Source organism: Neisseria perflava, from assembly GCF_002863305.2.
GTDB classification, from domain to species: Bacteria; Pseudomonadota; Gammaproteobacteria; order Burkholderiales; family Neisseriaceae; genus Neisseria; species Neisseria perflava_A.
Genome location: NZ_CP136962.1, coordinates 899,349 through 920,438, shown reverse-complemented (window position 1 = coordinate 920,438; position 21,090 = coordinate 899,349). Strand labels below are relative to the sequence as shown.

Below are 21,090 nucleotides of genomic sequence, written 5' to 3'. Positions count from 1 at the left end.
TCAGACGGCCTTTTGAGTAAAGGGTAACTGGATAATAAAGTTATACACATAAAATTACAAAAATAAAACTTTATAAAACAACGAGATAATAAAAATTTTTAATTAATGGAGTAAATAGCTATTGAGTTATCCACATTTACGCTTATATAAGCTCTAACAGAATATATTTGAAGAGGAACTTAAAATGAGATTTGATAAATTGACTGCCAAATTTCAGCAAGCTCTGCAAGAAGGTCAAAGTTTGGCTTTGGCTGCGGACAGCAGCTACCTTGAGGCCGGCTTTATCTTAAAAGCGTTGCTTGACGATCAAAACAGCGGTGCTGCTGCGTTACTGGCTCATGCAGGTGTGAATGTGCCTCAAGTAAAACAACGTTTGCAGCAACATTTGAGCAGCTTGCCAAAAGTATCCGGACAAGGTGGCGATATTATGCCTAGCCGTGAGCTGCAAGCTGTATTGAACTTGATGGACAAGGCTGCGACCAAACGTGGCGATGCCTATATCGCCAGCGAACTTTTCCTGCTGGCTTTGGTTCAGCAGAATGATGCGACCGGCAAAATTTTAAAAGAAGCCGGTGCAACCGAACAAAATATCAATGCCGCGATCGATGCGGTACGAGGAGGACAAAACGTGAACGATGCGAATGCTGAAGACCAACGCGATGCTTTGAAAAAATACACACTCGACCTGACTCAACGCGCCCGAGACGGTAAGCTCGACCCCGTTATCGGTCGTGATGATGAAATTCGTCGTGCCATTCAGGTATTGCAACGCCGTACCAAAAACAACCCTGTGCTGATTGGTGAGCCGGGTGTGGGTAAAACCGCTATTGTTGAAGGCTTGGCGCAACGCATTGTTAACGGCGAAGTACCTGAATCCCTGCGTAACAAACGCCTTTTGGTTTTGGACTTGGCGGCTTTGATTGCCGGCGCGAAATACCGTGGCGAATTTGAAGAACGCTTGAAAGGCGTTTTGAACGACTTGGCTAAAGACGATGGCAATACACTGATTTTCATCGACGAAATCCATACTTTGGTTGGCGCAGGTAAAACCGATGGTGCAATGGATGCAGGCAATATGCTGAAACCGGCTTTAGCACGCGGCGAATTGCATTGTATTGGTGCGACTACTTTGGACGAATATCGTCAATACATCGAAAAAGACGCGGCACTCGAACGCCGCTTCCAAAAAGTATTGGTTGGTGAGCCAAGCGTGGAAGATACCATCGCTATTTTGCGCGGTTTGCAAGAGCGTTATGAAATCCACCACGGTATCGATATTACCGACCCTGCTATCGTTGCCGCAGCGGAGTTGAGCGACCGTTATATTACCGACCGCTTCCTACCTGATAAAGCGATTGATTTGATCGACGAAGCAGCCAGCCGCATCAAAATGGAGCTGGACAGCAAACCTGAGCAAATGGATAAACTTGACCGTCGCATTATCCAGCTCAAAATGGAAAAAATGCACGTTGCCAAAGAAAGCGATGATGCCAGCAAGAAACGTCTGGAATTGATAGACGAAGAAATCGATGGCTTGCAAAAAGAATACGCCGATTTGGACGAAATCTGGAAAGCAGAAAAAGCCGCCTCTTCCAGCACTGCCGACATCAAAAAACAGATGGACGACATCAAAGTCAAAATCGAGCAGGCCAAACGTCAAGGCGATTTTGCCCGTGCGTCCGAACTCGAATACGGTGAGTTGCCGAAATTGGGTGCACAGTTGCAAGCTGCGGAAAGTAACCCTGACGGCAAAAAACAAAACAAACTTTTCCGTACTGAAGTCGGCGCGGATGAAGTGGCCGAAATCGTTTCCCGTATAACTGGCATTCCTGTGTCAAAAATGATGGAAGGTGAACGCGACAAGCTGCTGAAGATGGAAGAAGTATTGCACCGCCGCGTGGTTGGTCAAGACGAAGCCGTGCGCGCCGTGTCTGACGCTATCCGCCGCAGCCGTTCCGGTTTGGCCGATCCGAATAAACCTTACGGCAGCTTCCTGTTCTTAGGCCCGACCGGCGTGGGTAAGACCGAATTGTGTAAGGCATTGGCAGGCTTCCTGTTTGACAGCGAAGATCACCTGATTCGTATCGATATGTCCGAATACATGGAAAAACATGCTGTTGCCCGCTTAATCGGTGCGCCTCCCGGCTATGTCGGCTACGAAGAAGGCGGCTACCTGACTGAGCAAGTCCGCCGCAAACCATACAGCGTGATTCTTTTGGATGAAGTGGAAAAAGCCCATCCGGACGTGTTTAATATCTTGCTGCAAGTATTGGATGACGGCCGCTTGACCGATGGACAAGGTCGCACCGTGGACTTCAAAAATACTGTTATCGTGATGACTTCCAATATTGGTAGCCAACATATCCAACAAATGGGTACTCAAGACTACGAAGCGGTAAAAGAGGTTGTGATGGAGGATGTGAAAGAACATTTCCGTCCTGAAATGATCAACCGTATTGATGAAGTAGTCGTGTTCCATGGTTTGGATCAAGCCAATATCCGCAGCATTGCGAAAATCCAGCTTAAAGGTTTGGAAAAACGTTTGGAAGCACAACATCTGCATCTGAAAGTCGATGATGCTGCCTTGGATCTGATTGCCGAAGCCGGTTTTGATCCTGTGTATGGTGCCCGTCCGCTCAAACGCGCCATTCAGTCAGAAATCGAAAACCCGCTGGCAAAAGCATTGCTTGAAGGCAAATATGCACCGGATAGCACAATCCATGTTAAAGAAGAGGGTGGTAAGCTCTTGTTTACACAAGGTTAAAACAATGTAGTGCGCTGTTGTAAAAGGCCGTCTGAAAGAATTCAGACGGCCTTTCTTACTTATTGATTCACATCATATATTTGTTATGTGATTTGATTATTCATTGAATTTTAGAGAATATTAATTGAAAATCTTGTGCCATGGGTTGATAAAGAATGCGATATAATCCGACCTGTTTGCCAAGGGTCTTGCTAAATATCTCATTTTATGTAATAATACTACAATGCAAAAACTGACTAATCAAAATCTTCACATTATTTTGTCGGAACGCTTAAATGATACCGACTTTGTTCTTATTCTCAATGCATTAATCAAATTTTTGCGCCGAGGAGGCAAAAAACAGGCTTCCGAACGTTTCGATTTGATTTTATCTACTTTAAAACAAGACGATGCTTTATGCCGTCAATTCAGCCTGCGCTTCTATGCCTGGTTGTCTAAAGTTCACATCTATCCTGCACTGATTAAGCTAGGTATTTTCTCGCGCCATAGTTTTACTCGGGAGATGGGCATACGGATTTATGAACGTTTCAGCCCGTCTTATAAAGATTTTTCTAATCTGCGCGAAGTATTTTTATATCTTTTTCATTCGAAAAACGATGATAAATGGTTGCAAACTCTGAGTTTGCGCCAATGGTTGAGCATGTATGAATTGTTGCAGGGTAAGGCGGATCCTGCTTTGCTTCAGACGGCCAGCCGACAGTTGGCAGATGCCCGTTTGCGAGCGGTAGAAATGCTGTCGATTTGGATTGCTTCTGAAGCGATTGAGCCGGATTTAATACGGATCGCCCCCCGTTTGTTGGAGGCGGATTCGGCATTTGTCGCTTTGCAGCGTGAAATTGCAAAATTGGTTGAACACTATCGCCACAGTGAAGAAACTTATGATACGGCGCACTTGGAGGTCATGTTTGACCAGTGCGACAAGCAAATTGAGTATCTGCGTCGGCGTGGTACAGGAGCGGGGTCTGGCTCGTCAGTGAAAGTTGCGCACTTGTTGGAGCGCCTGCAACAAACCATAGACCGCCTGAAACTGTTGACTAATATTCAAATCGAAACCGGCAGCCGTACCCGCTTAACCATCAATCTGATGAATGCGATGATTTACGCGGCGGTAGAGCAATACAGCACCAGCCACTTGCGTAAAAGCAGTATCCGAATGCTGGCACGCAGTATCACGGAAAACAAAAGCCATCATGGTGAGCATTACATTACGCGCAACCGTAGCGAATATTTCAAAATGTTTTATTCCGCAGCAGGCGGCGGCGTAATTATTGCTTTGATGGCGTTGAATAAAATCCATATTGCGTCTTTGGGATTCGGTGAGTTTACTACTTCATTCCTTGCCGGACTTAACTACGGCTTAGGCTTTATGTTGATTCATATGCTGCACTGCACTGTTGCGACCAAGCAGCCTGCCATGACGGCGGCGAGTTTTGCCGAGCAGGTGGACTCAAATGAAGGCAGCAAGGCGGTGGACAACAAATTGGCAAAACTGCTGATTGATGTGTGCCGTTCGCAAAGTGTTGCCGTGTTTGGTAATGTATCGATTGCCGTATTGTTGGCGGCGGGGATCGCTTGGGGTTATGCCTACACGCATGGTCAGCCTTTATTGAATGAGGCAGTTACAGCCTACCAGCTTAAATCTATTGAGATTTTTACTCAGCCTACCTTGTGGTATGCCGCTATTGCCGGTGTATGGCTGTTTTGCTCGGGGATTATTGCCGGCTTTTTTGACAACCGTTCCGATTATCTGAACTTGCGTCAGCGCCTGCCGTTTAATCCGTTTTTACGAAAAATCATGCGTCCGCAGCCGCGCCGCCGTTTGGCCGCTTATATTCATAAGCATTACGGATCGCTTATGGGCAATTTTATTTTCGGTATGCTTTTGGGGATGACTGGCTATTTTGGCCATCTTTTTGGCTTGCCGCTGGATATTCGCCATGTGGCGTTCTCTTCGGCAAATTTGGGTTATGCCGCGATTAGCGGTCATGCAGATATATCTACTTTTATGCTTGGCTTGGCAAGTGTATTGGCAATCGGCATGGTGAATCTGGTGGTCAGCTTTTCTTTAGCTTTGGCCGTTGCGCTCCGTTCTCGAGGCACGCGTTTGGGCAGTATGCGTAATCTGCTGAAGAGTTTCTGGAGTCAAGTGAAAGCCAATCCTTTGATTTTGCTGTATCCGGTTCAAGTGAATAACAAAGACAACACGAAGTAAGATTGAAGAAAGGCCGTCTGAATATATATTTTTCAGACGGCCTTTTGATTTAAAAACTATAAAGATTAGGCTTGCAGAGAGGCACGGTTTTCCAAAACTTGGTCAATCAAACCATATTCTTTAGCTTCATCGGCAGACATATAATTGTCGCGGTCGGTATCGCGTTCTAAGTCGGCCAAATCGCGATCACAATGTTTAGCGAGCAAGCGGTTCAGTTTCTCTTTGATTTTCAGCAGCTCTTTAGCGTGAATTTCAATATCGGATGCTTGACCCGCCAAGCCGCCGCTGATGAGCGGCTGGTGAATCATGATGCGGCTGTTTGGCAGGGCAAAGCGTTTGCCTTTTTCGCCTGCGGACAACAGGAATGCACCCATACTTGCCGCTTGGCCCAAGCATAAAGTAGAAACATGAGGCTTGATGAAGTTCATGGTGTCGTAAATCGACATACCGGCAGTAACCGAACCGCCCGGAGAGTTGATATAGAAGAAGATATCTTTATCAGGGTTTTCACTTTCCAAGAACAGCAATTGCGCCACAACCAGATTGGCAGATTCGTCTGTCACCGGGCCGATCAAGAAAACGATGCGCTCTTTCAAAAGGCGTGAGTAGATGTCGAATGCGCGCTCGCCGCGACCGCTTTGTTCGATAACGGTAGGGACAAGGTAATTATTGAAATCGAAGGACATTTTTGTCTCCTGTTAATGATGGAAAAGCACCAAAGCCATTTAAAGCGCTTCGGTGCTTTTGATTGTCTGTTTCAGACGGCCTTAGAGCAATTAAGCTTGTGCGCCCATTACTTCGTCAAAAGACAGCGCTTTTTCAGTTACTTTAGCTTTGCTCAGAACGAAATCAACAACGTTGCTTTCTACTGCCAAAGAAGTCGGGCCTTGCAGGCGGGAAGGCTCTGCGTAGTACCAGTCGATAACTTCTTGAGGATCTTCGTAGCTTTCAGCGAAGTTGGCAACAACGGCTTTAATTTGGTCTTCAGTTGGCTCAAGTTTGTTTTCTTCAACCAATTTAGCCAGAATCAGACCCAAAGAAACGCGGCGTTCTGCTTGTTCTTTGAACATATCCAAAGGCAGATCCAAGTTTGCAGCGTCAGCCATACCTTGGTTAACGAAGTTTTGTTTCATTTCGTTTGCTAGGCGGGCTGCTTCTTCGTTGACCAAAGCAACAGGAACTTGCAAGTCAGTCGCTTTGAGCAGGGCGTTCATGACAGATTCTTTGGTTTGTTCACCGATGCGGCGCTCAACTTCGCGGCCGACGTTTTTCTTCACTTCTTCACGCATTTTAGCAACGTCGCCGTCTTCAATACCTAGAGCTTTGGCAAAGTCTGCATTAACTTCAGGCAAGGTGGCTTCAGAAACGTTGTTCAGAGTGATGGTGAATACGGCAGATTTACCGGCAACATCTTTACCGTGGTAGTCTTCAGGGAAGTTTACGGTAACGTCTTTGCTTTCACCGGCTTTCATACCGACAACACCGGCTTCGAATTCAGGCAACATTTGACCTGCACCCAATACGAAAGCGTAGTTTTTAGATGCACCGCCAGCGAAAGGTTCGCCGTCGATTTTGCCTTCAAAGTCGATGATGACGCGGTCGCCGCTTTGGGCTTCGCGGTCAACATGGTTGAAGCGGGTGCGTTGTTTACGCAGGATTTCTACAGTTTGGTCAACTTCGGCATCGCCAACGGTTGCAGTTACTTTTTCTACTTCTTGGGCAGACAGGTCGCCGATGGTTACTTCGGGGAAGACTTCAAAAATAGCGGCAACTTTGAAAGACTCTTGATCGTCTTGTTCTTCAACGGCTTCAAAGCGTGGGTAACCGGCAACTTTCAATTCTTGGGCAACGGCAACATCGTAGAATTCGCGTTGTACCAATTCGTTGATAACGTCGTTTTGTGCGCTTGCACCGTACATTTGGGCAATCATTTTGAACGGTGCTTTACCCGGACGGAAGCCGTCAATTTTGGCGCGGCGTTGGGTTTGTTTCAGTTTTTTCTCAGTTTCTGCGTTGATTTTGGACCAAGGCAGAGACAATACTACTTTGCGTTCCAGATTTTCTAAAGTTTCAACAGTTACGCTCATCGTAAGCCCTTAAATTTGTTGTGTTTAAACGGTTATCCTTCTGCTCAGTATTCCGAAGAATTTCGGAAGCGTGCATAAGGTCAAAATTTAGCTGCTTAGTATAACACAATGTTTCACGAATAACATAAAAAGGCTGTCTGAAAAGTGGGAAATTCTTTTCAGACGGCCTTTGTGTTTTGATATTGTTGTTTTTTACAGCTGGTCTTTTTGTGCCAGAATCCGTCGGCTGCCGTTGATGTCTGCCGGAGAAAGAACACCGGCATTTTCAAGCGCATCTATCAAATTGGCGGCACGGTTGTAGCCGATGCGCAATTGGCGTTGCAGGGCGGAAATGGAAGTCTTGCGGCTCTCCAATACGAAGGCAACGGCTTGATCAAATAACTCATCGCTGTTTGCGTTCGGATTGACAATATTGGTGGTCTCGATGGCCGCTTCGCCACTGAGCAGACCTTCCACATAATTGGTTGGAGCCTGTTCTTTGACGAAATTGACGACTTGATGTACTTCATCATCGGAAACAAATGCACCTTGCAGGCGTGTCGGTTCTGCGCTGCCCGGTTGCAGGAATAACGAGTCGCCGTATTTGAGCAATTCGTCTGCACCCATTTGGTCAAGAATGGTGCGGCTGTCGATTTTGCTTTGTACGGTAAAGGCCATGCGTGTTGGAATGTTGGCTTTAATCAGACCGGTAACTACATCGACACTCGGGCGCTGGGTGGCGACAATCATGTGAATGCCTGCCGCACGCGCTTTTTGGGCAAGACGTGCGATTTGCTGCTCAACGGATTTGCGTTCGGTCATCATCAAGTCAGCCAACTCATCGATAACGACCACAATCAACGGCAGTTTTTCCAGAGGCTCAGGATCGTCAGGATTTAAGCTGAACGGATTGAGTAATGGTTTGCCTGCTGCTTTGGCTTGTTCGACTTTTTGGTTGAAGCCGTCCAAATTACGCACGCCGGCATGAGAAAGCAGGCGATAACGTTTTTCCATTTCGGCAACGCACCAGTTCAACGCTTGTCCTGCCTCGCGCATATCGGTCACAACCGGACAAAGCAGGTGCGGAATGCCGTCGTAAATGCTCAATTCCAGCATTTTCGGGTCAATCATAATGAAACGGACCTCGTCAGGCGTGGCTTTGAAGAGCATAGACATAATCATACCGTTCACGCCGACAGATTTGCCCGAGCCGGTCATACCTGCGACCAAAAGGTGCGGCATTTTTGCCAAGTCGCCGACAACGGGCGTACCTGCAATATCTTTACCCAAAGCAACGGTCAGTTTGGACTTAGCATCGGTAAATACGGATGAAGAGAGGATTTCGCTCAACATCACGTCTTGGCGTTTCTCATTGGGCAATTCAATGCCCATGGTGTTTTTACCGGCAATGGTTTCTACGATGCGTACCGCTTGCAGAGACATCGAGCGCGCCAAATCTTTGGACAGCGCGACAATTTGACTGCCTTTGACACCTTGTGCCGGTTCGATTTCGTAGCGGGTAATCACGGGGCCGGAAGTGGCGGAAACAACCTGTACGCCGATGCCAAATTCAGCCAGCTTGGCTTCGATCAATTCTGCGGTCTGTTGCAATTCATCCGGATTGACGGCAACTGGTTCTTCAGACGGCATACGCAACAGGTTCATGTTGGGCTTGTGGTACTCGCCATTGTTTTTAGGTTCTGTATCGTCAAACAGGGAAGTTTGGATTTTAGGAGGCGGCGCAACAGATACGGCAACAGTTTTACGGTTGCTGCTGCTTCCTGCCAACGGAGCAACCGGAGTGGCGGTAATGGTTTTTGCCTCTTTAACCATGCGGCGCGTATTTTGGGTTTCCAAAGCTTCGGCGCTGACATCTTCTTTTTTATTTTGATATTGCGACAGTTTTTTCATCAAGCTGCCAAACAGGTCGCCCACATGGCTGCTGGATTTGGCCATGACTTCCAACCATGACACCTGAGCCAACAGGGAAATGGACAACAGCAACATCACCAGCATAATCAACAGGCTGCCTGATTTGCCCAACAGCCAAGCCAAGCCTGAGCCCGCAAGTAAGCCGACCAAGCCGCCTGCACCGACGGGAAGGGATTCGCTCAATGCGTTGTCAAACAAGAAATGTTCGATAATCGGGCTGCACACCAGCAGGAGAAATAATGCCAAAGCGGCTACGCCGTGATTGTAAGGCTTATGGTTTTCCTGCTTTTTCATGGGGCGGAAATTTTTATAGAGGAAAACGCAAGATGCAGCTATCCACCACCAAAACGATAAGCCGAACAGATAATATCCGACATCGGAAAGATAGGAGCCAAAGAGGCCGCCGAGATTGGCGACATCGTTGCTTTTGGGAACGCTGCGCGACCATGCAGGGTCGTCCATGCTGAAGCTGGCCAGGGAAATAGCCAGATAAATGGTGATAACCAAGCCAAACAGCCATAAAGCATCATTAATCAAGTTGACGACATGCTCGGGACGCGCTTTTTTTTCTTCATTTTTTTGCAGCTCTTTGGCGGCCTTGAGGCGTTGGGAGACTTTATTGTCGGCTTGAGTTTGTGCTTTGGTGGATTTGCGTGTGGTCGGTTTGGCTGCCGGTTTAGTAGAGACGCGTTTTTTTGTTTGGGTTTTAGAAGATTTTGCAGTCATGAGATAAAGGCCGTCTGAAAAGACCGGAGGTAATGTGCGTAAAGGGCAAATTATACCGTATTTACTGGGCACAAGAAATTGAAACGGGCGTAATCATTATAGGATTCAGGCCGTCTGTTTGGCATAACGAAAATTTTGGATTTCGTTTCCACCTATTCAGACGGCCTGATGTTTTGATTGATTTGGACTTACATCCTGCCCAGTTCGCGCTGGAGGGCTTGAATGTTTTTCTCCCTATCCAAAACAGCGCCTTGCAGCATACTGATGGCCTGTTGATTGACGCTGCCGCCTTTGGCTGTCCGCGCTTGGCTCAGTTGCTTTTTGGCATCGGCCAAAGCCGCGCGTTCATTGGATAACTCGGTTTCCAGAATAGAGCGGCGGCTGTTGACACCGGAGGATTTTGGAACCGGAGGAGGAGCCGTTTCAGAAGCAGTGCGGATAGGGGCAGGTTTGGGCGTTGCTTTGTGGTTGGATTTTGCCGCTGTGTTTTTGCTTTTTGCCGGAGCCGTTTGTGATGTTGGCGCGTTGAGTGTAGGCGCATCGCTGACCGGGGCGTCGTATCGGCTGCTACTGTATTTGCCGACAATCGGCAAATCGTTGACGGCTTGGCAGTTGCCGCTTGGGCGCGAGGTATAGACAATCGAGCCGTTGACTTCACAGGTGTAGATTTTTGCGGCGTGGGCTTGGCCGTTGAAAACGGCAAGCGGCAGCAGGGATAGGGTAAGCAGATATTTTTTCATGATTCAGGTAGGGCTGATTCGTTGCAGTTGAGCATTTTATTCTTGTTCAGACGGCATGGGCTGCTGTTTTTTGGCTTTTGCCCCGTTTTTGTTTTTGCTCGGTTTGTCGGCTTTTTTCTCTTGTTTATTGGATTTTTCCGCGCGTGCCTTTTTCTTAGGCTTTGCACTTGCGCGTTCATCAGAGGCATTGAGACTGCGGATGTTGAGGTGGTAACCGCTGCCTTGATGGCCGCTGATTTTAGGCAATTCGGCCTGTGCGCAGGAGGATTTAGGTTCGGAGGTATAGCTGCCGTTGCCACAGGAATAAACTGCGGCGGCTGCGTGAAGAGAAATGCCCAAGACGAAAGAGGATACGAGGAAGTATCCGGCTTGTTTGATGGTTGAAGTCATGTTTTTCCGTATTGTGTTTTATTTCAGACGGCCTGATGGCTCTAGTTTTATTGGGAAAACTCGGCTTCGACATCAACTTGGATTTGCTCAAGCTCTTCCTGCCATTGCAGCCAGTTTTCTTCCAGTTGCGTTAATTTTACTTTAGTTTCTGTTAATTGTGCGAGTGTCTCTTGCAATTTGGGTTTATTTTCTTCTGAATAAGCAGATTCTTGTGCCAAAAATGCTTCACAGGCCATCTGAATATCAGTCAATCGTGCGATTTCTTTTTCGGCTTTGTCGATTTTCTGCTGAATCGGTTTGCTGCGTTTGGCTTTTTCCTGACGGATTTGTGCTTCTATGCGCTTGGTGTCCTTACGGCTTTGGCTTTGTGCAGAAGCGGCGGGGGCTGCTGCGGCGTTTTCTTGTGCCAACCGCCATTGACGGTAGTCGTTCAAATCTCCGTCGAAGTTGTTCAGACGGCCTTTGTCAATCAGTAGGAAGCTGTCGGTAGTTGCTTCAAGCAGGCTGCGGTCGTGCGAAACAACAATCAATGCACCTTGGAAACTTTGCAGGGCAAGTGTCAGGGCGTGGCACATATCCAAGTCTAGGTGGTTGGTCGGTTCGTCAAGCAGCAGCAGATTAGGTTTTTGCCAGATAATCATGGCAAGGGCGAGCCGCGCTTTTTCGCCACCAGAGAACGGCTCGGTCTTTTGAACCGCCATATCGCCGACGAAGTTGAAACCGCCTAAAAAGTTGCGGATTTCCTGTTCGCGGACTTCGGGCGAAAGCTGCTGGATATGCCAAACCGGACTTTGATCGGCGCGTAAAGTATCCAGTTGGTGCTGGGCAAAATAGCCGATATTGAGCTTTTCGGAGCGGACGATGCTGCCGGAAAGTAAATCGATTTTTCCAGCCAAGGCTTTGATAAATGTGGATTTACCGCTGCCGTTCACACCCAACAGGCCGTAACGTGCACCGCTTTCCAGAGACAAGGTGATATCGTGCAAAACGGTATTATCGCCATAACCCAAGTCGGCATGGTCGAGTTTCAACAATGGATTGGGCAGGTGGGTCGGATTGGCAAACTCAAAGGAAAACTCACTATCCAAATGCGCAGGGGCGATGCGCTCGAGTTTGGCTAATGCCTTCATGCGGCTTTGAGCTTGTACGGCTTTTGTGGCTTTGGCTTTGAAACGGTCGATAAAGGATTGCAGATGTTTGATTTGCGCCTGCTGTTTGACGTAGGCGGCTTGTTGCTGCGCCAGACGTTGGGCGCGTTCGGCTTGATAGAAATCGTAATTGCCGCCGTATTGGGTCAGTTTTTGTTGCGACAGTTCGATGGTGTGCGTTGTGGTGGCATTCAAGAAGTCGCGGTCATGGGAGATGATGATTTGCGTACAGGGAAGGGAGGCGATATGGTTTTCCAGCCACAATACGGTTTCTAAATCCAAGTGGTTGGTCGGTTCGTCCAAAAGCAGCAAATCGGCACGACAAATCAGCGCTTGGGCAAGGTTGAGGCGCATACGCCAGCCGCCGGAGAAGGATTTGACGGGGCGGGTATGTTCTTCTTGTGCAAAACCTAAGCCGTTAAGCAGTTTGGCGGCACGTGCCGGAGCAGTATAGGCATCGATTTCTTCAAGTTTGGCGTGATATTCGGCTTGCTTCATGCCGTCGTTTTGCGCTTCTGCTTGGGCTAAGGCCGTCTGAAAAGCCTGCAATTCGGCATCGCCTTGTAAAACGTAGTCTAAAGCGGAAATATCTAAATCAGGCGTTTCTTGAGAGACGGAAGCCAGACGCCATGTTTTGGGAATAAGGATTTCGCCACCATCTTGAGTAATTTCACCTTTTATCAGCGCAAACAGGCTGGATTTCCCCGTACCGTTTTTACCGATTAAACCAACGCGTTGGCCGGGGTTGATTACGGCATCGGCTTTATCGAGCAGGACTTTCAAACCGCGTTGCAGGGTGAGTTTTTTGATTTCTATCATGATGGCAGGCAAGGGGGTGTAAAACGAAAGGCGTTATTTTACCTGAAAAGATATATAAAAGGCCGTCTGAACAAGTATGAAAACGAAATCAACGATTTCTATTTCACTTATTCAGACGGCCTTTATGAAATGACGGTCGGAAATGCTTTCAAATTGTCTGTCGTTTCAATTAAATTTGAAGATCGGCATTGTCTGCACGGATTTGGCGCAGGAATTTTTGTGTCCGCTCATGTTTGGGATGATTGAACAAATCTTGCGGGCTGCCTTGTTCGACAATAACGCCGCCATCCATCACGACGACGGTGGTTGCCACTTCCAAGGCAAATTTGATTTCATGCGTAACGACAACCATGGTCCAGCCTTCTTGTGCCAACTCCTTCATGGTATCCAAAACATCTTGCACCAATTCAGGGTCAAGCGCGGAAGTCGGTTCGTCAAACAGCATCAATTCAGGCTGAATTGCCAATGCTCGGGCAATGCCGACGCGCTGCTGTTGACCGCCGGAAAGCTGGTAGGGGTAGAGGTCAATCTTATCGCCCAAACCGACTTTTTTAAGCAATTTGACAGCCTCTTCACGCGCTTTGGCGACAGGCTTGCCTTGTACGGCAACCGGCCCTTCCATAACGTTTTCCAACGCAGTTTTGTGCGGAAAGAGGTTGTATTGTTGGAACACCATGCCGGACTTGCGGCGCAGTGCCAAAATATCGTGTTTGCTTGGTTTTTTGGAAAAATCGATGCTTAACGGCTGTGCGTTGTCAAACTCGATCTGACCTTGTTCAGGCATTTCCAAAGCGTTTAAACAGCGTAAAAACGTGGTTTTGCCCGAGCCGGACGGACCTAGGATAACAACCACTTGTCCTTTGCCGACATCCAAATCGATGCCGCGCAAAATGGTATTTTCGCCAAAGGTCTTATGGATATTGCGGATTTTAATCATGACAACTCCTTATTTGGCGACATAGCGGTCAAAGCGTTTTTCCAAGTGCGCCTGAATCAAAAACAGCACTTTGCAGAAACACCAATAAACCAATGCGGCTTCGATATAAATGGGCAAAAAGTCATAAGTACGGTTTGCTGTCTCTTGGGCAACACGGAAAAGCTCCGTTACCGTTACCACGGCGGCAAGCGAGGTATTTTTGAACAAGCCGATAAACTCGTTGCTCAAAGGCGGTACGGCAACGCGGAATGCCTGTGGCGCGATAATGCGGCGGAACGTCTGCATATAGGTCATACCGATGGAGAAACCGGCTTCCCATTGGCCTTTAGGTACGGACAAGATTGCCGCGCGTATGGTTTCGGAAGCGTATGCGCCGACATTGAGCGAAAAGCCGATGATGGCTGCAGGAATCGGGTCGATATAGATGCCGACGGAAGGTAAACCGTAGAATACGATGACCAACTGCACCAAAAGCGGCGTACCGCGAATGACCGAAATATAAAATTCCACCAGCTTCAGCAAGCATTTTTGGAAAATACCGCCGGAGGGCATGATCCGCACCAAAGCAACGGCTACGGCAATAATCATGCCGATAACGAAAGAAGCGATCGCCAAAGGCAAAGATACTGCGAAGCCGGCTTTGACCATGGGCCAAAACGCGCTGATGAGCATATCAGCGCGTGTTTCCGTCATAAACGGCAGAGAGGCAAGGAAATTATTTAACACTGATGTCTTTTCCGAAGAATTGTTCGCCCAGTTTTTTCAGCGTGCCGTCGGCTTTCAGCTCAGTCATGGCTGTGCTGAATTTAGCCAATGCTTCATCGTTGCCTTTATTGACAATCAAGCCGGAGCCGACTTTTTCGTCAGCCGGTGCAGACCAAACGATTTTTACGCCGGCATTTGGGTTTTTCTTCAGGTAGTCCAATACTGCCAATTCGTCGTTCAGGGTTGCATCGGCACGTTTTTGTTCAATCAAGGTCAGGGATTGCGCCAAACCATCTACCGGTACGAGTTCTGCGCCTGCAGCTTTGGCTTTTTCACCATAGTTGCTGGTCAGGGATTGTGCGGTTTTCACGCCTTTGATGTCGTCGATGGATTTGATGTTGCTGTCTTTGCGCGCAACCAATACAGCACCGCTCCAGCTGTAAGGTTCGGATTTGTCAAAAGTTGCTTGACGCTCAGGGCTGGTCAGGCCGACTTGGTTGGCAACCACGTCGAAACGGCCGGCTTTCAAACCTGCCATCATAGAGTCCCATTGTGTTTCTTTAAATTCGACTTTTACGCCCAGTTTGTCGGCAACGGCGCGGGTAACTTCGACATCGTAGCCGGTCAATTTGCCGTCTTTATCGTGGTAGGTGAAGGGTGCGTAAGTACCTTCCGTACCGACAGTGATGGTACCTTTGTTGTTGATACGTTCAATCAGTGAGCCGGAAGCCGCGCCGGATTGGGCCGGTGCAGAAGAAGCTGAGTTGCTGCCTTCGCCGCCGCAAGCAGCCAAAACTACTGCAGCGATGGTGCCGAGTACGAATTTTTTCAACATGGATTTTTACTCCTGATTTTTAGTGTGTCATCTGGTATTAAAGCATGCATTCTAAGCGAAACTGCCCAAAATACAAAATACATCTTAGTTTCTTAAAAGGCCGTCTGAACGCTGATTTGTTCAGACGGCCTTGAGTGGTGTATCAAAATTTCGGCTTATGCAATTTCAAGCCACATGACTTGATAGGGTTGCAGTACCAAATCCTGATTCAGGGAAACGGTTTGACCGCTGATCAAATCGTGCGCTTTAAACGGCATGGCTTGCAGCGTATGCGCACTGATGGTTTGCGGATGTTCGCTGAAGTTGCCGAATGCCAATAGTGCGTTGTTGCGCATATAGCCGATGATATGTTTGTTGTTGGTATTGAAGGTAACCAACTTGCCACCGTCAAAGCGCGGATTGCTTTGGCGGATGGCAATCATATGGCGCAAACCTTGGAAGATTTGACCGGCAGTGGTCGAGCTGTCATGGCGTTGGTTGTACAACTCTTCATTATAACGAGGACGGTGTGCCCAGCGGCTGTCGTCGCTCTTATTGCTGTCTTGCGACCAGTCGTCATCATTGAGCGTACCCACTTCGTCACCCAAGTAAATCAGCGGCAGACCGCCGGTACTCAGGGCGATGCTGTACAAAAGTTTGATGCGGTCAACGGCATATGGGTCATTTTGAGCCAAACCGACCAATGCTGCGGCTGTACCGCTGACACGGCAGTCGCCTGTGTTTGGGTTGTATTGGAACGGTACACCGCGCGCGAAGCTGCCGTCAAAATGGTTGACGAAGAAGCGGTTGAGGAATTGTCGGTGGTCGTAGCCGTGGATGCCGAACTGCCATGCGTCCTCATCGGCAAATGTCCAGCCGATGTCGTCATGGCTGCGGACGTAGTTGACCCATGCAGTGTGGTCGGGCAGGTTGTGGCGGTAGGTCAGTGCCTGATGGAGCAGGTTGACTTCGCGCGTGGCAAGCGTGTTCCACAACAATGCCATTTGCAGCGGGTTGTAACCGATTTGGCATTCGTCTTGGCTGATGTATTGGACAACTTGGTCGGGGTGGACGATGGCTTCGGATTTGAAGAACACGGCCGGGGCGGCAATACGCATCACAGAGTTAAACGCGCGAATTAAGGCATGGGCTTGCGGCAGGTTTTCGCAGCTTGTGCCCATTTGTTTCCAAATAAAGGCAACGGCATCCATGCGTAGAATATCAACGCCCAAGTTGGCAAGGAACATCATTTCGCCTGCCATAGCGCGGAACACCCATGGGTTGCTGTAATTCAAGTCCCATTGGAAGGAATTGAACGTTGTCCATACCCAGCGGCCGTCTTCCAGTTGTGAGAAACCGCCCGGATGTTGGTCGGGGAAGATTTCACGCAGGGTGCGGTCGTATTGGTCGGGCATCCAACGGTCAGGGAAAATGTAGTAGAAATTGTCGTAGAGCGGGTCGCCGGCGGTGCAGCGTTTTGCCCATTCGTGTTCATTGGAAGTGTGGTTGAAGATGAAATCGACAACGGCGGAAATGCCTGCTTCGTGCAGTGCGGCAATGACATCGCGTAAGTCGTCTATCGTACCCAAAGCCGGATTGACATCGCGGTAGCTGCTGACTGCATAGCCGCCGTCGCTTTTGCCTTCAGGACATTTAAACAGGGGCATCAGGTGCAGATAGGTTAGGCCCAATTCTTGGAAATAAGGGATTTTGGCTTTCAAGCCTTGCAGATCGCCTGCGAACAAATCGACGTAGCACACGCCGCCGACCTGTTTGTTGGACAAAATCCAGTCAGGATCGTTTTCGCGCGCGATATCGATATCTTTTAAAGATGCGTTGCGTTGGGAATAGCTTTGCCATGCTTGAGCAATCAGTTGCTCCAGCATGGGGAGGACGGCTTCATTGTTATTGTAAACGTTGTCCAGCTCGTGCATCAGTTTGGGAAAGTGTTCTTCAAGCCGTCTGTCAAACTGTTTCCAGTCTTCAGATGCCTCGATGCTTGCACGCTGTTCGGGAGTGTATATCGATAGGGTGCGTTCTTTAAGGTGATGCAAGGTCAAATCAACCTGTTGAGTCTGGGTCAACATAATGCCTACTCCGAAGTTAAGGTGAAATTGTTTTGAAGCTTGGTTTCACTTCTTTTGCAAATTCATGCCGATTGTGGGCGGCTAAGACTGTAATTTTGTGTCAAGAAACTGTCCCAATGATACTGGAAGTGCTTGAGTGTGCATAGGGTTTTCAAGGTTAGGAACGATGATTTTCCAAGTGTTTGATTTTGATTAGAAGTAAGGTTGAGTATATGGAAAGTGGCCTTTTGACGAACTTATCTTTCAGACGGCCTGAATCTTGTGAGAAAAACTTTTATTTTTATTATCTTAGATATCTCTTTATTTCAATATGGCCGTCTGAAACATATGTGCAACATAGCGGATTACTTATTTCATCTAAAAACGTATCATAGAGATTAAGTTCATGACTTCTGATGTAAATCAAAATTCTATAAAGAGGCAGTTATTGTGTTTTAAATAGAGGGGGGATGTACGAGTTTCATTTATTAAAAAATGAATCCATTATTTTTCTTATTGATAGTGGTTATTATATAGATTATCAAGTTAATAAGGGAAAGGTGTCTGTCAGGTTTGTCATGCTTTTTTAATATTATTTTTTAAAATTAGACTTGACCCATTACAAGCAATTACTTAAAGTACCCATCTTATTTTTACACAAGAAAACGGGTTGTCCCGTTCCAAAAAAATGAGCGCAATCAAACCACCACAAATCACTGTATTCGACAGCAAGCCAACCGATGCTTATTTCTTCGGTACTTGCGTTCTCGACCTTTTCATGCCGGAAGCAGGCATGGATGCCATTACTTTAATTGAACAACAGGGCATTCGTATTCATTATCCGATGGAGCAAAGCTGCTGCGGCCAACCGGCCTATTCGTCAGGTCATCCTAAAGAAGCCTTTGATGTTGCCAAAGCGCAACTGGATTTATTTCCTGAAAATTGGCCGATTGTTGTGCCTTCCGGTTCTTGCGGCGGCATGATGAAACACCACTGGCCGACTTTGTTCAAAGGTACCGAGTACGAGCAAAAAGCCCTTGATTGCGCCAACCGTATCATTGAATTTACCCACTTCCTGCTGGCGATTGGTTACAAACCTGAAGATAAAGGCGAGCCGGTTAAAGTGGCTGTTCATACTTCCTGCGCGGCGCGTCGCGAGATGAATGTCCATTTGTCAGGCTGGCAGCTGATTGACGGCATGGAAAATGTTGAACGTATCGTTCACGACCATGAAAGTGAATGCTGCGGTTTTGGCGGTACATTCTCTGTCAAACAAGCCGATATTTCCGGTGCGATGGTAACCGACAAAGTTGCAGCCTTAAAAGAAACAGGTGCAACTGAAATCATCAGCGCGGATTGCGGCTGCATGATGAATATCGGCGGCAAAATTGCCAAAGATGAACCCAATATGCCACGTCCGAAACATATTGCATCTTTCCTGTTGGAACGTACCGGAGGTAAAGCATGAGCGCGCGCGAAAATATTTTAGCGAAATTGAAAAAAGCCGATGCCTTGCCGATGGAAGAGCCGCCTGTTTTCGATTATTACCGTGAAATGGGTGTTTCTTGGGCAAACGATGTCGAACGCTTGAAACATTGGGCGGCTGCCATGCGTGCCGTCAAAACTGAAATCTATTGGGTTACTAAAACCAACTGGCCGCAAGTATTTTGCCAAGCAGCCGAAGGCAAAGGCTTGAAAAACATTCTGCTTCCATTGGAAACGGAACATGGTCAGCTGGCTCGTGCAGCTTTGGCCGATACCAATATTGAACCGCGCGGTTTTGAGCGAAAAATCGACGACTGGAAAAATGAATTTTTTGCCGATATTGAGGCTGGATTTAGCGGCTCTAAATGCGGTATTGCCCGTACCGGTACGATTATGCTGGAGTCCAGCCCTGTCGAGCCGCGCAGCCTGAGTTTGGTTCCGCCTGTGCATTTCTGCCTGTTTGACACCAGCAAAATGTACAACGAATTCCATAATGCTGTTGAAGGCGAAAAACTGGTAGAAAAAGGCATGCCTACCAACGTTATTTTGATTTCCGGCCCGTCTAAGACTGCCGATATTCAATTGACTTTGGCCTATGGTGCACACGGCCCACGCGATTTAGTGGTTTTGGCCGTTCTGCCTGATCATATTTCCCCTGCCGATTTGGAGGAAAAAGCATGAGTTCCCAAACCATTAAATTCCATATGAAGCCGGAAACGTTCAAGCAAAACGCCGCGATTTCTTTGCAAGACAAGCCTTTGCGTAAAAGCTTGCGCACAGCGATGGATATGCTGATGACCAAGCGCAAAGCCGTTTTGACAGATGAAGAAGAGCTGCAAAGCCTGCGGGATTTGTGTGAGCACGTCCGTCAGCGTTCTTTGTCCAAATTGCCTGCATTGTTGGAGCAATTGGAAGAAAACCTGACCAAGTTGGGCGTTAAAGTCCACTGGGCGGAAACACCGGCCGAAGCCTGCCAAATCATTCACAACATCATTACCGATAAAAACGGTAAGCTGATGGTGAAAGGCAAATCTATGGTCAGCGAAGAGATTGAGCTGAACCATTATCTGCAAGACCGGGGCATCAAAGCGGTTGAGAGCGACTTGGGCGAGTTTATCGTACAAATGGCCGGCGAGAAACCAACCCATATCGTGATGCCTGCCATTCACAAGACCAAAGAGCAGGTGAGTGAGCTTTTCCATCAAAACCTCGGCACGCCGTTAACTGACGACGTGGACCAACTGACCGGCTTTGCCCGTAAAGCACTGCGCGATATTTACAGCACTGCCGACGTCGGTTTGAGCGGTGTGAACTTTGCCGTTGCTGAAACAGGCACTTTGTGTCTGGTTGAAAACGAAGGCAACGGCCGCTTGAGTACCACTGTACCGCCTGTGCACATCGCCATTACCGGTATTGAAAAAGTGGTTGCGAAACTGTCGGATGTGCCGCCTTTGTACAGCCTGTTGCCACGCTCCGCCATTGGTCAGAACATTACCACTTATTTCAATATGATTACCGGACCTCGCCGCAGCGAAGAACTGGACGGTCCTCAAGAAATGCACTTGGTACTGCTTGATAACGGCCGTAGCCAAGCGTATGCAGAAGATCAAATGCGCCGTACCTTGCAATGTATCCGTTGCGGTGCGTGTATGAACCACTGTCCGGTTTACACCCGTATCGGTGGCGCGGCTTACGGCACGACTTATCCCGGTCCGATTGGCGAGATTATCTCTCCGCATTTGTTGGGCTTGGATGCGACACGCGATCTGCCGACTGCGTGTACCATGTGCGGCGCCTGTGTCGAAGTTTGCCCGGTACGCATTCCGATTACCGAACAAATGCAACGTCTGCGCGTTGAAGCACAACGTTCGCCAACAGAAGCCGTTCCTCATCCTATCCGTGGTCAAGGCGCATCGCATACCTTCGGTGAGCAAATGGCGTGGCGTACGTTTAACGGTATTTTCAGCGGCAGTAAGGCTTATCGAGCATTCGGTTGGGCGGCTACCAAATTCCGTGCATTGACGCCAAGCAAGCAGTTAAGCTGGACCAATAACCATGTTCCGATGAAACCTGCCAAGCAAACATTGCATGAGATGATGGCAGAAAGAAAACATCAGCAAGAAAAAGCATAAGACTTGAAAATAAAACCTGGGGGATAAAAGCTTCAGGTTTTATTTTTTATTGAATAGTGCTGGTGTTGAATGACTGATAGTAATTGATTTTATTATCTTATTTTTATTTCTATTAAACAAGAGGCCGTCTGAAAATGAATTTCAGACGGCCTTT

14 protein-coding genes and 2 pseudogenes are annotated in these 21,090 nt (G+C 47.9%); 5 read left to right on the top strand and 11 right to left on the bottom strand.

Annotation, left to right across the window (positions count from 1 at the left end; translation table 11 throughout):
• The first annotated feature begins 184 nt into the window (after positions 1-184).
• Together clpB and CYJ98_RS04095 are read left to right on the top strand one after the other, a co-directional pair.
• Positions 185-2,764, top strand: a complete 2,580-nt coding sequence (gene clpB / locus CYJ98_RS04100; RefSeq protein ID WP_101755464.1) for an ATP-dependent chaperone ClpB — start codon at positions 185-187, stop codon at positions 2,762-2,764.
• A 223-nt stretch (positions 2,765-2,987) separates the two neighbouring features.
• Complete coding sequence (locus CYJ98_RS04095; protein WP_101755463.1) at positions 2,988-4,976, top strand: site-specific recombinase; 1,989 nt, start codon at positions 2,988-2,990, stop codon at positions 4,974-4,976.
• A 65-nt stretch (positions 4,977-5,041) separates the two neighbouring features.
• Here CYJ98_RS04095 and clpP read toward each other — a convergent pair whose 3' ends face one another.
• The 11 genes and pseudogenes from clpP to CYJ98_RS04045 form a co-directional block, all read right to left on the bottom strand.
• On the bottom strand, positions 5,042-5,662 hold the full coding sequence (clpP, locus tag CYJ98_RS04090) for an ATP-dependent Clp endopeptidase proteolytic subunit ClpP (protein ID WP_003683589.1): 621 nt from the start codon (positions 5,660-5,662) through the stop codon (positions 5,042-5,044).
• 90 nt (positions 5,663-5,752) lie between these two features.
• The gene (gene tig, locus CYJ98_RS04085; RefSeq protein WP_101755462.1) at positions 5,753-7,063 is read right to left on the bottom strand and encodes a trigger factor; all 1,311 of its coding nucleotides are present in this window, start codon (positions 7,061-7,063) and stop codon (positions 5,753-5,755) included.
• Positions 7,064-7,255: 192 nt separating this feature from the next.
• Positions 7,256-8,896: pseudogene (locus tag CYJ98_RS04080) on the bottom strand (DNA translocase FtsK); the annotation flags it as partial.
• Positions 8,897-8,997: 101 nt separating this feature from the next.
• Positions 8,998-9,700: pseudogene (locus tag CYJ98_RS11105) on the bottom strand (DNA translocase FtsK 4TM domain-containing protein); the annotation flags it as partial.
• Between the two features lie 188 nt (positions 9,701-9,888).
• Complete coding sequence (locus CYJ98_RS04075) at positions 9,889-10,440, bottom strand: hypothetical protein (protein ID WP_101755460.1); 552 nt, start codon at positions 10,438-10,440, stop codon at positions 9,889-9,891.
• A 36-nt stretch (positions 10,441-10,476) separates the two neighbouring features.
• Positions 10,477-10,830 carry a nucleolar protein gene (locus CYJ98_RS04070; protein WP_101755459.1) on the bottom strand — a complete coding sequence of 118 codons (354 nt, stop codon included), beginning with the start codon at positions 10,828-10,830 and terminating at the stop codon, positions 10,477-10,479.
• Positions 10,831-10,877: 47 nt separating this feature from the next.
• Entirely contained in the window at positions 10,878-12,797 is a 1,920-nt protein-coding gene (locus CYJ98_RS04065) for an ATP-binding cassette domain-containing protein (protein ID WP_101755458.1), read from the bottom strand.
• Between the two features lie 169 nt (positions 12,798-12,966).
• Positions 12,967-13,734: an amino acid ABC transporter ATP-binding protein gene (locus CYJ98_RS04060; RefSeq protein ID WP_004520600.1), complete on the bottom strand. Its 768-nt coding sequence runs from the start codon at positions 13,732-13,734 to the stop codon at positions 12,967-12,969.
• A 9-nt stretch (positions 13,735-13,743) separates the two neighbouring features.
• Positions 13,744-14,460, bottom strand: a complete 717-nt coding sequence (locus CYJ98_RS04055) for an amino acid ABC transporter permease (RefSeq protein ID WP_167382860.1) — start codon at positions 14,458-14,460, stop codon at positions 13,744-13,746.
• Positions 14,450-15,274 (bottom strand): amino acid ABC transporter substrate-binding protein, encoded by an 825-nt coding sequence (locus CYJ98_RS04050; RefSeq protein WP_036490794.1) that lies wholly within the window; start codon positions 15,272-15,274, stop codon positions 14,450-14,452. The genes CYJ98_RS04055 and CYJ98_RS04050 overlap by 11 nt, the downstream gene beginning before the upstream one ends.
• A gap of 155 nt (positions 15,275-15,429) precedes the next feature.
• Positions 15,430-17,340: an alpha-amylase family protein gene (locus tag CYJ98_RS04045; protein WP_101755457.1), complete on the bottom strand. Its 1,911-nt coding sequence runs from the start codon at positions 17,338-17,340 to the stop codon at positions 15,430-15,432.
• Between the two features lie 667 nt (positions 17,341-18,007).
• Here CYJ98_RS04045 and CYJ98_RS04040 point away from each other — a divergent pair.
• Genes CYJ98_RS04040 through CYJ98_RS04030 form a run of 3 tightly spaced genes read left to right on the top strand, consistent with a single transcriptional unit; the run spans position 18,008 to position 20,936 of the window.
• On the top strand, positions 18,008-18,787 hold the full coding sequence (locus tag CYJ98_RS04040; RefSeq protein WP_101755619.1) for a (Fe-S)-binding protein: 780 nt from the start codon (positions 18,008-18,010) through the stop codon (positions 18,785-18,787).
• Complete coding sequence (locus CYJ98_RS04035) at positions 18,784-19,485, top strand: LutC/YkgG family protein (protein ID WP_101755456.1); 702 nt, start codon at positions 18,784-18,786, stop codon at positions 19,483-19,485. The genes CYJ98_RS04040 and CYJ98_RS04035 overlap by 4 nt, the downstream gene beginning before the upstream one ends.
• Complete coding sequence (locus CYJ98_RS04030) at positions 19,482-20,936, top strand: LutB/LldF family L-lactate oxidation iron-sulfur protein (RefSeq protein ID WP_101755455.1); 1,455 nt, start codon at positions 19,482-19,484, stop codon at positions 20,934-20,936. The genes CYJ98_RS04035 and CYJ98_RS04030 overlap by 4 nt, the downstream gene beginning before the upstream one ends.
• Positions 20,937-21,090 lie beyond the last annotated feature (154 nt).